Genomic DNA, 13,413 nt, shown 5'->3' with positions numbered 1-13,413 from the left:
AATTCGCCCTATCAACCGGTTACTGTCTTTTGTTTTCGAAGCAGTCGTAGCAAGACCGGCACAAACCATATGGAAAGCGTTAGGATGCCAAGCGTTGCGGCGATGGGGCGTGAGAAGAAATCGAGCAGGTTGCCGTCGCTCTTGATGAGCGAGGTAATCAGGTTGCTTTCGAGCATGGGACCCATCACCAGACCCAGTATGACCGGGGCGACAGGCAGGCCATTCTCTTCCATGAAATAAGCGATCAATCCCAGCACCAGCATGATCACGATACCGGTGTAGGTATTGTCGATCGCATAGGAGCCAGCAATGGCAAAAATCAGGATGAAAGGCACTAGAATGCTCTTCTTTACCTGAAGAAGATGCCGGGAGGCAAATATGGCGATCAGGCCAAGTGGAATGATCAGCAGGTTGGCCACCAAAAAGGTAATGAAGACTGCGGTCACTTCGACCCCTTTCGTGATAAATACCAGCGGCCCTGGGTTGAGCCCCTTGGCGTAGAGCACCCCTATGACGATCGCAGTGATCGAATCCCCGGGAATACCGAACACCATGGCCGGTACATACGCACCGGATAGCGCAGAGTTGTTGGCAGAGCAGGCGTCTACCAACCCTTCGTCGTGACCCGAGCCGTACTTTTCGGGTTGACGAGACATCTTCTTGGAGACGGCGTAGGCAATCCAGCTGCCGATATCGGAACCCGCGCCGGGCAGAATGCCCACGATATTGCCGATCAACGAGCCCCGCAGGATGTTGACCTTGTACCGGTATAGGGTCTTACCCAGGCCCGAAAACAGCGAGCGCAGGGAAACGTGTGAAGGCGCCTTCTCGGTCGACTCCTTGTGAACGATGGTGCGAATGATCTCAGGGATGGCGAACATGCCGATCAGGGCCGGTACGAAGGCCACACCTGAAATGACAGCGTCGATACCGAACACGAAGCGCGGATAACCTGCCGTCGAATCGAGACCGACTGTGGCGATCAAAAGCCCCACTCCCAGCGAGAGCAGACTCTTCAAAACGGAGCCGGTACCCAGCATGACAGCCGCTGTCAGCCCGAGAAGCGCCAGCCAGAAATACTCGGTGGAAGTGAAGTTCAGAGAGACCAGCGCAAGCTTGGGCGCGGCGAAAATGAGCACCAGCGATCCGAAGACGCCGCCAAAAGCGGCACAGAAAACCGAAATACCCAGCGCCTGCCCTACCTTCCCTTTCACGGCGAGACTATTCATGTCGCTGACGTAGGCGGCCGAGGCGGCTGTTCCGGGAATGCGCAGCAGGGCGGTGGGTATATCGGAGGCGAATATCGCCATTGCCGCCGTCGTGACGATCGCGGCAATGGCCGGCACCGGATCCATAAAGAAGGTGATGGGTACCAGTATGGCCGTTGCCATGGTGGCGGAAAGCCCTGGAATGGCGCCCACGAAGAGTCCGAAAAGCGCACTGATCAGGATAACGCTGAGCGTGGTGTAGTTGAAGACTAAGGGCAGCGCTCCCACGATGTTGTCGGTCATGTCGTTATACCCTTAGATGAATGGTCCGGCGGGGAGAGGCACATTGAGCTGTTGAGACAGCAGGTAATAAACCACAACGACGAAAAGAGCGGCGCAGCCAAGAATCAGCGGTTGGCGGTAGCCTTCAAGCCACAAAAGTGCCAGCGCCAGAATGATCCCACCGGGTACGAAGCCGATCTCTTCAATCCAAATTGCGAACACAAGACTTCCCAGCATCAGCAGCAAAAAGCCCAGAACGCGTTTCTTTTTCAGCCAGCCCTGGTTGGCGACCAGCAAGGGAGCCGCTTCTCCCGCGAGTATGTACTTGGCGATCAATATCGCGCCGCCGACCAGAAAACCGCAGCCGATAATCGTTGGAAAGGTGGAGGGGCCGACCATCTGCCCTGGCATGGCGGGAAAGGTGCGTGCCTGGAAAACCGCCAACGCGCCAATGAGTATGAAGGCAATACCAATCACAATATCGTTGAATTTCATATGAGAAGGCCTGAAGAAAAAGGATACCTTGCAGGCAAGGTATCCTTTTTTGCTATTCAACAATGCCCAGAGATTTCAGCGTTTCGCCGATTCTCTGATCCGAACTCTGCATGAAATCCATGAACTCATCGCCTTCCAGCCAAAGCGTTTCGTAGCCGCGATTGTTCATGAATTCCAGGTAGCTCGGGTCGTTCACTATGTCGCTCATATGCTCCTGTAGCGTGCCGATGATCTCCTCATCCACGCCGGCAGGCCCGACCAGTCCACGCCAGGAACCAAACGACCACTCATTGCCCGTCGCTTCTTCGAAGGTCGGCAGGTCAGGGGAGCTCGAGGAGCGCTCGGTATTCAGGATGACGAGTGGCTTGATGAGCCCCGCATCCATCAGTGCCCGCGCTTCCGGCATCGACGCGGCCGCGAAATCCACGCCGCCAGCGGCGAGATCCTGAAGGCCTGGGGCCGCGCCTTCGGAAGGAACCCAAGCCACTTTGTCCGCCGGGATATCTGATGCCAGCAGCATGCCAGCTTCTGCAATGTGATTGACGCCGCCCTGGGCCGAGCCGCTGGCCTTGAGCTCGCGATGTCCGGACGAGCGAACCGCCTTCAGCAGATCGTCGATGCTTTCATAGCCGCTTCTGGACGAAACGAAAATGGCAACTGGATCGGCATTGTAAAGCCCGATGGGCGAGTAATCCTGGTAGGTGATATCCGTGAGGCCCTGGTAATGCATGCCGCCTATTTCAAGCGTGGCGATTCCGATCGTATAGCCGTCGGGCGTGGCATTGGCGATGGCCGAATGGCCGATAACGCCCGAGCCGCCGGTGCGGTTAACCACGGGAACGGGAACGCCAAGGCTCTCTTCGAGCAGGGCGGAAATCATACGAGCGGTTGCATCGGTGCCACCGCCGGCGCCCCAGGGAACGACCAGCGTGACGGGTTTATCAGGCCAGCTACTGGCGTGCAGAGACGATGATGCAAGCAACAGCAATGAGGCAATACCAAGGGCTTTATAGCCTTGGCTCTTCGTTGAATGAGTCATGAGGGTCTCGTATTGTTATCAAAAAGCTTGTTGTATGTAACATATAACACTTCAATTTAAATGCGAGGTACCGTCAAGAAGTAATACTCAAAAACGCATTATCAAAAAGTATAATAAACTTATAAAGGCATGATAATAAAAGACATTTTGTGCACTCATTTTTTCCTGCTTGAACATACGTGTGCATATTTAAAGCACACAGTTCTTACACACAATAATCAAAGTTTAATGAGCAATTATTCGGTAAAGGGACATTAAAACGCCGAAATCGCGTTTTTTATTATTACTTTAGTCTTAGTTAAGCGGTTTAAACTCAGATTTAACTTGACGGTTTCTGGATCATTCGTTGTATGTTGTATGTAACACATTACATGAGGCGAAGCGGTGCACACCCTCAAGCGCCGACTCCGCTACGGAGGAACGATGTCCAGGACAATCAACCTGATTTTTAGAGTGGTTGACGTCGCACTCGTGGTACTGCTGTTCGGCATGACGGTCATGGTGTTTGTAAACGTCGTCTTGCGCTACGGTTTCGGCTCGGGTATCGACGTATCCGACGAGCTTTCGCGATTCTTTTTCGTGTGGCTGATCTTTCTTGGCGCCATCGCAGCTATGCACCGCAACATGCATATCGGCTTCGATCTAGTGCTTTTGCTGGCCCCGGCGCCGCTCAGGCGTGCCATGCTCGTCGTTGCCAACGGGCTGGTCGTTGCCGTTTGTGGGCTGCTCATCACCGGCGCACTTCAGCAGTTCGATATCAACGCGACGAATATCGCGCCGGTGACGCGCCTGCCGATGATTTGGGTCTTCGGCGCGGTCATCCCCATGGCGGGGGCGATCGGTTTGATCGCCGCGCTGCGTATGCTGGGCTATCTGACCGGGCGGCTGACCTCACTACCGCGTGGCGGTGAGGTGACACCATGATTCTGGGTATCTTTGTCGGTACGTTGATCGCCACTCTGGCGCTCGGCGTCCCCGTGGCCTTTGCGCTGCTGATCTGTGCGGCCATGATGGGCTGGGCGCTCGATCTGCTCGATCCACAGATCATTTCGCAACAGCTAGTGCTTGGCGCCAACAACTTTTCCCTGTTGGCCATCCCGTTTTTCCTACTGGCCGGCGAGCTGATGAACGCCGGCGGAATGTCCAAGCGAATCATCGCTTTCGCGATCGCTTTCGTGGGCCATCTATGGGGTGGGTTAGGCATCGTGGCAATCTTTGCTGCCATCATTCTTGCGTCGCTGTCGGGCTCTGCCGCCGCCGATACCGCGGCCCTGATCGCCATCATGCTGCCCATGATGCGCGCCTCGGGCCATGACGAGGCGCGCTCTGTCGGGCTCTTGTCGTCAGGGGGTGTCATCGCGCCGATCATCCCACCTTCCATCGCCTACATCATCTTTGCGGTGGCGACTAATCTCTCGATCACCAAGCTATTTCTGGCGGGCATCGTTCCGGGTGTTCTGATGGGGCTCGCGGCGATGGCGGCGTGGCTGATCGTTGCACGTCGCGACAACGTTGAACCGCTGCCGCGTCAGGGGTGGATGACGCGTTTGCGCGAAACGCGGCGGGCGATCTGGTCGCTGGGTATGCCGGTCATCATTCTGGGCGGCATCAGATTCGGTATCGTCACGCCCACCGAGGCGGCCGTCGTCGCCGCGGTCTACGCCATATTCGTCGGCATGGTGATTCACCGTGAACTGAAGATCAGTCATCTGTTCGAGGTCTTTCGCAACGCAGCGCTCACCACGGCAGTCGTCATGCTGCTGGCCGCGGCGGCGCTGGCCACTGCCTGGTTCATCACCATCGCCGATTTGTCGGGAATAGTGCTGGAGCTGGTCGGCCCGCTGGTGGAGTCGCCGCGTCTGCTGCTAATCGTGATCATGCTGATCGTGCTGCTGGTCGGCACCATGCTGGATATGGGGCCGACCATTCTCATCCTCGCGCCCGTGCTGCTGCCCGTGGTCGTCGAGGCGGGCATCGACCCGGTCTACTTCGGGGTGATCTTCGTCGTCAATACCGCGATCGGTCTTGTGACCCCGCCTGTCGGCATTGTGTTGAGCGTCGCCTCAGGGGTGTCCGGTGTCGCGCTGCATCGGGTGGCGCGAGGGGCGGCGCCTTTTTTGATCGCCCAGGTACTGGTGCTGGTACTGCTGGTCGCGTTCCCGCAAATCGTTCTCTGGCCACTGGAGTGGTTGACTCGATAACGTCGAAGCGATCAAGCAGTGGTGCGTCACTTGCGTCTTCAAACAATCAATAAGGAATGACTCATCATGAAAAAAATGACCTTCCTCGCCGCGACCGCCCTGACCGGAATGACAACGCTGGCACCGGCCATGGCCCAGGAGTTCGGCAATCACACCTTTCGAGTGTCGAACGGTGCCGCTCAAGACCACCCGGTGGCCACGGGGGTCGATGCCATGTCTAGCTGTCTTCAGGAGGGTTCGGGTGGCGCGATGAAGCTGCGCGCCTTCTACTCCGGCCAACTGGGTGACGACGCCCAGGCAACGCAGTCGGTGCGCTCGGGCTCCATCGATATGGTCGTTGCTGGGGCCGACGCGCTGGCGGGCATCGAGCCTGCGATGGGCGTTTTCAGCCTACCGTTCCTGTTTTCCAATTTCGATGAGGTCGATCAGGTGATGACCGGCCCCTACGCAAACGATCTGGCCGAAAAGATGGCCGGACATCAATTGGTAATGCTGTCGATCTGGGAAAACGGTTTTCGCCATGCCACCAACTCGGTGCGCCCCATCCAAAGCGTGGCAGATTTCGAGGGACTGAGCATTCGCGTGATTCAGAACCCGATCTATCTCGCCACCTTCCGCACGCTCGGTGCAAACCCAGTGCCGATGTCGTTCGGCGAAGTGTTCACGGCACTCGAGACCGGCGCTGTCGATGGCATGGAAAACCCGCTGCCGCTGATTCAGTCCCAGCGTTTCTACGAGGTTCAGGACTACGCCACGCTGACGCAGCACGCCTATTCCCCGTTGCCGGTCTTGATGTCCGAGAGCAAGTGGAACGGTCTTAACGAAGATGAGCAGAATCTAGTGCGCGAGTGTGCCGTCGCGGCGCGCGACCCCCAGGTCACGCGTGCCCGTGAAGCCGTTGACGAGGCGCGCGCTGCACTGGAATCCGAAGGCATGGAGTTTACCGAACTCAGCGAAGAGGCAATGGCCGAGCTTCGCGAGACGGTGGCGCCGGTTTACGAGAGCAGCCGTGACGCGCTCAGCGGTGACAACATCGACCGAATGATGGAGCAGCTCGACAGCATCCGTTCAGGCAACTAATGAAGAGAGAATCATGTCTCGACCCACTGTACTGATTACCGGCGCGGCGGCGGGCATTGGCCGGGCCATCGCGATTCGGCTGGTGCAACGAGGCGCGCGTGTCCTGCTCTGGGACGTCTCGGCGCCGGCACTGGAACAGACACGCGACGAACTCGGCGATTTAGCCCGGGTAGAGGTCGTCGATATCGCCGATGAAAACGCCATCACGTCGGCGGATCTGACCACGTGGCGTCCGACACATCTGGTCAACAACGCCGGCATTCTGGGCCAAAAGCGCAGCTGGCTCGACCTGGAGGCCGCTGAAATCGAGCGCTTGTTACGCATCAACGTGACAGGCCCAATGCTGGCCACCAAGGCCTTTCTGAACGCGCGCGCCCTGGATACGCCTGGGGCGATCGTCAATATGGCGTCTATCGCGGGTGAAAACGGAGGCGCGCCGGGCTTTGCCGCTTATGGTGCCTCGAAGGGCGCATTGTTGGCGCTCACCCGCGCGATGGCTCGCGATCTGGCCCCGGAGCTTCGGGTCAACGCCTTGGCGCCCGGCATCATTCAAACCGCCATGCAGACCGGCGCGCCAGGCGGGGCGGCGAACGCCGAGGCTATCCCGCTCGGTCGGGCGGGCAGCGCCGAGGAAGTGGCCGGCGCCGCTGAATGGCTGCTGCTCGATGCGCCTTATACCTCTGGCGAAGTGCTACGCGTCGCCGGTGGGCGGCGCTGACACACACGTACTACTCCCATCACTCAAAGGTGCCCAATGACTGACACACGGCCAACTACCCAGGCTGCTCTTCTCAGATCCCTTATTGCCAAGGGCGATATCGTCGCCGCACCCGGTGCCCCCGACTCGCTGTCGGCGCGCTTGGTCGAGCGAGCAGGCTTCCCCGCTATTTACATGACGGGCTTCGGCGCCACTGCTAGCCGTCTGGGCATGCCGGATATCGGGCTTTTATCCCAGACCGAGATGACCGAGCACGCCCGCAACATGGTGCGCGCGGTCAATATCCCGATCATCGCCGATGCCGATACCGGCTACGGCGGCCCCAACAATATCTATCGCACCGTGCAGGAGTACCTGCAAGCGGGTGTTGCGGCGATACACCTGGAAGATCAGGAAGCGCCCAAGCGCTGCGGTCAGCGCGCGGGTGTTCGCCTGATTGACGCCGAGGCCAACGCGCGGCGCTTGAAAGGCGCTGTCGCCGCCCGAGGCAATCAGGACATGCTGATCATCGGGCGTACCGATGCGATGCCCGCCGCTGGCCCCGAGGAAGCGATTCGCCGCGCCAAGATGTACCAGGATGCAGGCGTCGACCTGGTATTTGTCGACGGTATCAAGACCATCGCTGAAATCGAAGCGGTGGCCAAAGCGGTCGAAGGGCCAAAGGTCGTGTCGATTGTAGACGGCAACGAAACCGTCAAGCTCGACCGGGCCACGCTGCAGGAGATGGGATTTTCGGTCGTGTTCTACGCGGTCACGCTTCTCTTCACTGCCAGCAAGGCCATGGAGAACGCGCTGGTTCGCCTTCGCGACGACGGCACGCCCGCCAATGTCGGCGACCAGCACAACTACAGTCAGTTCACCGATATCGTCAATCAAGACTTCTTTAACAGATTTGACGACCAGTATGGAGCGCGTTCATGAGTCCCAAGATCGTTGTCACCGATTTCGAATTTCCCGATCTGGCCCCAGAGCGGGCGGTCATCGAAGCGGCGGGTTTCGAGCTGGTGGAAGCCCAGTGCAAGACCGAAGCCGAGGCCATTGCAGCCTGCGCCGATGCGGATGCCATTATTAATCAGTATTGCCAGCTCACCGCTGGGGTGATCGACAAGCTGGAGCGCTGCAAGGTCATTTCACGATACGGGATCGGGCTTAACACCATCGACGTACCGCGCGCGACGGCGTCCGGCATCTATGTGGCCAACGTGCCCGATGGGTCGCTGGAGGAAGTCTCGGATCATGCCATTGCGCTGATGATGGGCCTGAAGCGCGGCATCGGCATCTACGATCGCGCGCTGAGATCCGGTAGCTGGGACTATACCGCCGCCAAGCCGTTGTCGCGCCTGCGCGGGCAAACCCTGGGCTTTCTGAGTTTCGGGCAGATCGCCCAGCGCATGGCAAGAAAGATGGCGGGGTTTGGTTTGCGCATGATCGCCCACGACCCCTACGCCGATGACGCGGTGGCGACGGAGGCCGGGGTGGAGCTGGTCGATTTCGATCAGCTGATCGCCGAATCCGATATTCTGTCGGTGCACGTACCGTTGACCGACGAAACCAAGCACATGGTATCGGACGAGCAGTTCGCGGCCATGAAATCCACGGCGCTGATACTCAACACCGCTCGCGGCCCGGTGATCGATGAAGCGGCGCTGGTGCGGGCGCTGAAAGAGGGACAGATAGCCGGCGCCGGGCTAGACGTCTTCGAGGTCGAGCCGATTGGCGCCGACCACCCCTTGCTGTCGCTGCCAAATGTCATTGTCAGCCCGCACTGCGCCTGGTACTCGGAAGGTAGCGAGTTCGAGATTCGCTCGAAAACGGCTCAGAACGTGGTCGATGTCTTGCAAGGACGCGAACCGACTTACCTGGCCAACCCGGCCGTGCGCGATTATCTCAAGCGTTGATAGGAGATGCCGTTTCGTGATCGACTTCCGATAAGCGTTCCACGGCAACGACCTGGGTTCGATGAACGTGCTTTTTCAGCACGTTCTCGAATCTCGTCATGTCCTGCTGCGTCAGAGCGTCAATGATTTCACCATGTTCGTCATAACTAGCGTCGCGACGCTCTTGACGGGCGGAAGTCAGCACGGTTCGGATGGTGGCCAGCCGCGCCTCGACCAAGGCGTAAGCATCCTGTACCAGCGCGTTGGAGCAGTGCTGAAAGAAAGCCTTGTGAAAGGCCGTGTCCAACGTGGCATAGCGTCGTGTGTCGCCGTTTTTGTGGACGCTGGTCATTTCATCGAACAGCCCCTGGAGTGCTTGAAGCAGCGCCTCGCGGCTATCGCGCATCGCAAGGATACAAGCCTCTCGCTCCAACATTTCACGGTATTCGCAAAGCTGGCCTATATCCAGAATGGTCGGATTGAAGACGAAGCTGCCGCGCTTGGGGCGAATCTCGACCAGGCCGGTAAATTGAAGCGCGTTGAGGGCATCGCGTACCGGCGAACGGCTGACATCGAAGGTTTCGGCCAGTGACTCTTCAGAAATTTTCTCACCCAGACTGAACTCACCCGAAACAATGGCGTCGCGAATTCGCTCTGTCACGAGTGTAGCCAAGGACTGCGGGCGCTGAATCTTGAGTGATTTAGAAGACATGAGTGTTCCACACAGTGAGCAAAAAGTGATCATACCTAGCATGTAACGTACCACATGCAGTAATCCTGCATATAGATGTACTACTCGATACCCAAGGGGCCTTCGGCATGAATACTTCAGGCAAGGAATTGATGAATCAGGTGGCACTCATTACGGGCGCTGGCGGCGGGATCGGCGAGACGCTCGCCGAGGAACTCGGGCGCTGCGGTGCTCGCGTCATCCTGGGGGATCTGTCCGCTCCCGAAGCACTGGCCGAAAGGCTTGCAAAAAGCGGTATCGAGTGTCAGCCCTGCACGCTCGATGTAACGGACGAAGCCTCCATCGCGCGCGTGATCGAGAGCGAGGCGCGGATCGATATTCTGGTGAACAATGCAGGCATCATGCAGCCTAAAATCGCCCCGCATCATGAACAGGAAGCGCGGGTGCTGGACAGAATGCTGGACGTTCATGTCAGTGGGGCATCGCGGATGGCCGCAGCCGTACTGCCAGCCATGAGTCACCGCGGTCACGGGCGGATCATCAATATCGGTTCGGTCATCGGCCACGTGGGGCTCCAGCGGCGTACTGCCTACTCCGTGGCGAAATCTGCCATCGGTGGGCTGACGCGAGGGCTGGCGCTGGAATACGGCCGCCAAGGGATTACCGTCAACACCGTATCACCGGGCTACACGTTGACGGCTCCGCTGCGTCAAAAGATGATGGAGGGCACGCTGGATTATGCGCTGTTTGCAGAGCGAAGCGCGGTGGGCCGATGGGCCGATCCCGCTGAAATCGCACGTGTCGTCAGGTTTCTAGCCGAGCCGAATTCCGGCTTTATCACGGGAGCGGATTGGCTGGTGGATGGGGGTTACGCCATTAACGGAAACCCAGGGGAGCCACTCGGGCCTCTTTCCAGTCAGTAAGTCGTAGCTGTTTTATCGAGGATTTGAAAAAACTGTTTAACAACAGCGCATCAATATAACCGCTAAACGCAGGATCTTTAGGGATAAGGCCTGCGTTTAACGGTTTTTTGCTACCCCTTTTACTGACGCGGCAATGTGGTAACCAGTCGCTCGATATAATGCGCTCGCAACGGGATGACGTGTGGGTCGATCGTGTCAGCGTTCAGGCGGTCCGCGGTGAAAAAGCGAAACGCATCCACGCCCTGGAACACAAACAGGTCAACACCCGAGAGCGTTTTGGCGCCCGCCCGGTGGGCGGCGTTTAACAGCTCGGTGTGGGCGGGGATGTAGACCGCATCGAAGACCCAGTGCTGGGTGCCCAGCCCAGCGGTATCGATGGGGCAGCCGGGGTGGTTGATGTGACCAATGGGGGAGCAGTTGACCACGCCCTGCCAATGGGGCAGTTCTCGCTGCGCCTGCTCTGATGTGATGCACGCCGCGTTAATGCCCATGGCGTTAAGATCACGGCTGAGGCTCTCTGCCCGGGAAGCATCGTGTTCGAGAATATGGATGTGGCTAACGGCAAGCACCCCCAGCGCACACGCCACCGCACGCCCAACGCCTCCGGCGCCAATAAGTAGTACCTCCCCCGCGGGCTGGCTGCCGAACGAGTGGCGGTAGGCGCTGATAAAACCGGTGTAGTCGGTGTTCTCTGCGCGTAGACCGTCAGCGTCAAACAGCAGGGTGTTGGCGGTGCCTACCCGCCGCACGCCTTCGCCGCGAATATCGGCCAGCTGTGCGGCTTTCTCCTTAAAGGGGAAGGTTATGTTGGTACCCCGGTAGCCCTCGGCACGCAGCTTTTGTATTGCATTGGGGAAGTCAAAATCTGCCACCCCCCGGCTATCGACTAAATCGTAGCGTACCGGCTCGCCCAGTGAGGCACCCAGGCGCTCATGCAAATCCGGGGATTGCGATTTGGCGATGCCCTCGCCCACCAGTCCGAGTTTGATCATGCTTGGCTCTCTCCCGTGTCGTGGTTTTCCGTCTCTTGGGCAATACCATCAATTTCCGCTTCCAGGCGTTGCTGTGCAGTGACGCGCACAAAGGCATTCGGCGCGCCCAGCCCTTGGTAACCCTCCCGTTGCACCAGCTCAAAGAAGAACGCCTGGCGGCCGGGTTGGGTATAGAGCTGATGGAAGTCGCCGTCGCTATCCTGATCAAAGAGGATATGGTGCGCTTGCATCCACTGCAGGGTTTGCGCCGGTAGGTCGAAGCGCGCGGCCAGGTCGCGGTAGTAATTGCCGGGAATCGGCAGTACCGGCGTGCCCGCCTGCTGCAGCGCCGTACTGGTGTCGCGCAAGGCGTTGGTGCGCAGGGCGACGTGGTGGATCCCCGAGCCCCCGTACTGGCGTACGAAGCGGTTGCTGGCGGTATCCGGCGAGGCGCTGGCGTTAAGCGCCAGGCGAAAGCGGCCATTGTAGTTCTGCAGCACCTGGCTCTGGATCAGCCCGCGGGGATCGGTGACATCGAAGGAGGGCGTGGGCGACAGCTGGAAAATAGCGCGGTACTGCAGCATTAGTGAGAGATAGTCGTGGTAGGAGAGCGCCACGCTGATATGGTCGATATCCACCAGCGCCCCCTGAGGAACCGGCTGTACATCGACAGGGAACTCGCGATCCCAGGTGCGGCTTAGCTGCGAGTCATCAATAATATAGGAGAGGCTGCCATCCACATTGCGCAGCGCACTCATGCGGTGGCTGGCGCCCACCTCTTCAGGCTCGACAATATCGTAGCCAAGTTTGTCTGCACGTTTAAACGCCTCATAAGCGTTACCCACACGCAGGCCGATGGCGGTGACAGCGGTAGCGTCACGTCCCGGTACTCGGCCGGTGAAACTCGCGTCAGTGTTGAGCACCAGATTAACGTCACCTGCCGCCCAGCGCTCGGCGTTAAGCGTGTGGTGGCGCCCCACGCAGGCCATGCCCAACGCGCTGAGCAGCTCGCGCAGCGAGGCTAAATCGTCAGGCTCAACGGCGATTTCCAGAAAGGCGACCGACTCGATCGGCTGTGGCGCGGGAATACCGCTGTCGCCCTGCATGCTGCGCAGCAGGTTGTAGGAACGCAGCCCGTCCCGGGCCGTCTGGTCGCTGTGGCCCATGCGGAAAACATCGTTAAAGATCTCGTGAGAGAGCGGGCCGTCGTAGCGGGTCTCATCCAGCATGGCCATGAACTTATCCATCTGCAGCTCGCCCTGGCCGGGGAAGCAGCGGTAGTGGCGGCTCCATGATAGGTGATCCATGGAGAGACGCGGCGCATCGGCGGTCTGTACCAGAAAGATGCGATCCCCCGGAATGCGGCCAATGGTGCCCAGCTCGGTCTGGCGGGAGAAGATATGGAAGGTGTCCAGTACCAGGCCGACATTGGGGTGGGCGGCACGGCGCACCACTTCCCAGCTGTCGCGGTAGTCGTGAATATGCCGACCCCAGGCCAGCGCCTCATAGGCCACGCGCAGATTGCGCCGCGCGGCACGTTCTCCGAGCTCATAGTAGTCATCGGCGGCGCGGCTTAACCCCGGTAGTGAGTCAGGGTGAACGGTACTGCACGCCATAAGCAGATCCGTACCCAGCTCCTCCATCAGGTCAAACTTGTGCTCGGCGCGGTCAAATGCCCGCTCCCGGGCGCGGCCCTGGAGACCCTCAAAATCGCGAAACGGCTGGAGCGTCACCAGCTTAAGGCCGCGGGAGCGAATCAGCTCACCCGCCTCCCGTGGCGTACCGGTGAACGCAGTTAGGTCATTTTCAAACAGCTCCAGCCCCTCAAAGCCTGCCTGAGCAATGGCGTCTACCTTCTCTTCCAGGGAGCCGCTTAGGCAAACCGTGGCAATGGATGAGTACATGGCATTACGCTCCTTACATTGAGG

13 protein-coding genes are annotated in these 13,413 nt (G+C 59.0%); 7 read left to right on the top strand and 6 right to left on the bottom strand.

Annotation, left to right across the window (positions count from 1 at the left end):
• Positions 1-11: 11 nt before the first annotated feature.
• The 3 genes from RO22_RS01515 to RO22_RS01505 are packed head-to-tail and all read right to left on the bottom strand — an operon-like array spanning position 12 to position 3,024.
• Positions 12-1,511: a tripartite tricarboxylate transporter permease gene (locus RO22_RS01515; protein WP_041157412.1), complete on the bottom strand. Its 1,500-nt coding sequence runs from the start codon at positions 1,509-1,511 to the stop codon at positions 12-14.
• 12 nt (positions 1,512-1,523) lie between these two features.
• Positions 1,524-1,985, bottom strand: a complete 462-nt coding sequence (locus RO22_RS01510; RefSeq protein ID WP_041157411.1) for a tripartite tricarboxylate transporter TctB family protein — start codon at positions 1,983-1,985, stop codon at positions 1,524-1,526.
• 52 nt (positions 1,986-2,037) lie between these two features.
• Positions 2,038-3,024, bottom strand: a complete 987-nt coding sequence (locus RO22_RS01505) for a tripartite tricarboxylate transporter substrate binding protein (protein ID WP_041157410.1) — start codon at positions 3,022-3,024, stop codon at positions 2,038-2,040.
• A 423-nt stretch (positions 3,025-3,447) separates the two neighbouring features.
• Here RO22_RS01505 and RO22_RS01500 point away from each other — a divergent pair, with 423 nt between their 5' ends.
• From RO22_RS01500 to RO22_RS01475, 6 genes are all read left to right on the top strand, one after another.
• Positions 3,448-3,948: a TRAP transporter small permease gene (locus RO22_RS01500; RefSeq protein WP_041157409.1), complete on the top strand. Its 501-nt coding sequence runs from the start codon at positions 3,448-3,450 to the stop codon at positions 3,946-3,948.
• Complete coding sequence (locus tag RO22_RS01495; RefSeq protein ID WP_041157408.1) at positions 3,945-5,225, top strand: TRAP transporter large permease; 1,281 nt, start codon at positions 3,945-3,947, stop codon at positions 5,223-5,225. Before RO22_RS01500 ends, RO22_RS01495 begins: the two co-directional genes overlap by 4 nt.
• A gap of 66 nt (positions 5,226-5,291) precedes the next feature.
• Entirely contained in the window at positions 5,292-6,305 is a 1,014-nt protein-coding gene (locus tag RO22_RS01490) for a DctP family TRAP transporter solute-binding subunit (RefSeq protein ID WP_041157407.1), read from the top strand.
• 13 nt (positions 6,306-6,318) lie between these two features.
• Entirely contained in the window at positions 6,319-7,023 is a 705-nt protein-coding gene (locus RO22_RS01485; RefSeq protein WP_041157406.1) for an SDR family NAD(P)-dependent oxidoreductase, read from the top strand.
• 36 nt (positions 7,024-7,059) lie between these two features.
• Positions 7,060-7,944, top strand: coding sequence for an oxaloacetate decarboxylase (locus tag RO22_RS01480; RefSeq protein ID WP_041157405.1), 885 nt, complete (start codon positions 7,060-7,062; stop codon positions 7,942-7,944).
• On the top strand, positions 7,941-8,921 hold the full coding sequence (locus tag RO22_RS01475) for a C-terminal binding protein (protein WP_041157404.1): 981 nt from the start codon (positions 7,941-7,943) through the stop codon (positions 8,919-8,921). Before RO22_RS01480 ends, RO22_RS01475 begins: the two co-directional genes overlap by 4 nt.
• Here RO22_RS01475 and RO22_RS01470 read toward each other — a convergent pair.
• Entirely contained in the window at positions 8,911-9,612 is a 702-nt protein-coding gene (locus RO22_RS01470) for a GntR family transcriptional regulator (protein WP_041157403.1), read from the bottom strand. The genes RO22_RS01475 and RO22_RS01470 overlap by 11 nt on opposite strands.
• A 107-nt stretch (positions 9,613-9,719) precedes the next feature.
• On the opposite strand from RO22_RS01470, the gene RO22_RS01465 reads away from it, so the two are divergent.
• Positions 9,720-10,514: an SDR family NAD(P)-dependent oxidoreductase gene (locus RO22_RS01465; RefSeq protein ID WP_041157402.1), complete on the top strand. Its 795-nt coding sequence runs from the start codon at positions 9,720-9,722 to the stop codon at positions 10,512-10,514.
• Between the two features lie 119 nt (positions 10,515-10,633).
• Here the strand turns inward: RO22_RS01465 and RO22_RS01460 are convergent, their stop codons facing one another.
• Both RO22_RS01460 and RO22_RS01455 read right to left on the bottom strand, forming a co-directional pair.
• On the bottom strand, positions 10,634-11,506 hold the full coding sequence (locus tag RO22_RS01460) for a shikimate dehydrogenase family protein (RefSeq protein WP_052475480.1): 873 nt from the start codon (positions 11,504-11,506) through the stop codon (positions 10,634-10,636).
• Complete coding sequence (locus RO22_RS01455; protein ID WP_084625222.1) at positions 11,503-13,389, bottom strand: bifunctional sugar phosphate isomerase/epimerase/4-hydroxyphenylpyruvate dioxygenase family protein; 1,887 nt, start codon at positions 13,387-13,389, stop codon at positions 11,503-11,505. Before RO22_RS01455 ends, RO22_RS01460 begins: the two co-directional genes overlap by 4 nt.
• Positions 13,390-13,413: the final 24 nt, after the last annotated feature.

Source organism: Halomonas sp. KHS3 (assembly GCF_000830495.1).
Taxonomy (GTDB): domain Bacteria; phylum Pseudomonadota; class Gammaproteobacteria; order Pseudomonadales; family Halomonadaceae; genus Vreelandella; species Vreelandella titanicae.
The sequence above is the reverse complement of the archived record's forward strand: the minus strand, read 5'-3'. Positions and strand labels throughout refer to the sequence as shown.

Bases quoted from the DNA above. Each gene is read 5' to 3' on its own strand.
- RO22_RS01515 (WP_041157412.1), bottom strand. From the start codon at position 1,511: ATGACCGACAACATCGTGGGAGCGCTGCCCTTAGTCTTCAACTACACC.
- RO22_RS01510 (WP_041157411.1), bottom strand. From the start codon at position 1,985: ATGAAATTCAACGATATTGTGATTGGTATTGCCTTCATACTCATTGGC.
- RO22_RS01505 (WP_041157410.1), bottom strand. From the start codon at position 3,024: ATGACTCATTCAACGAAGAGCCAAGGCTATAAAGCCCTTGGTATTGCC.
- RO22_RS01500 (WP_041157409.1), top strand. From the start codon at position 3,448: ATGTCCAGGACAATCAACCTGATTTTTAGAGTGGTTGACGTCGCACTC.
- RO22_RS01495 (WP_041157408.1), top strand. From the start codon at position 3,945: ATGATTCTGGGTATCTTTGTCGGTACGTTGATCGCCACTCTGGCGCTC.
- RO22_RS01490 (WP_041157407.1), top strand. From the start codon at position 5,292: ATGAAAAAAATGACCTTCCTCGCCGCGACCGCCCTGACCGGAATGACA.
- RO22_RS01485 (WP_041157406.1), top strand. From the start codon at position 6,319: ATGTCTCGACCCACTGTACTGATTACCGGCGCGGCGGCGGGCATTGGC.
- RO22_RS01480 (WP_041157405.1), top strand. From the start codon at position 7,060: ATGACTGACACACGGCCAACTACCCAGGCTGCTCTTCTCAGATCCCTT.
- RO22_RS01475 (WP_041157404.1), top strand. From the start codon at position 7,941: ATGAGTCCCAAGATCGTTGTCACCGATTTCGAATTTCCCGATCTGGCC.
- RO22_RS01470 (WP_041157403.1), bottom strand. From the start codon at position 9,612: ATGTCTTCTAAATCACTCAAGATTCAGCGCCCGCAGTCCTTGGCTACA.
- RO22_RS01465 (WP_041157402.1), top strand. From the start codon at position 9,720: ATGAATACTTCAGGCAAGGAATTGATGAATCAGGTGGCACTCATTACG.
- RO22_RS01460 (WP_052475480.1), bottom strand. From the start codon at position 11,506: ATGATCAAACTCGGACTGGTGGGCGAGGGCATCGCCAAATCGCAATCC.
- RO22_RS01455 (WP_084625222.1), bottom strand. From the start codon at position 13,389: ATGTACTCATCCATTGCCACGGTTTGCCTAAGCGGCTCCCTGGAAGAG.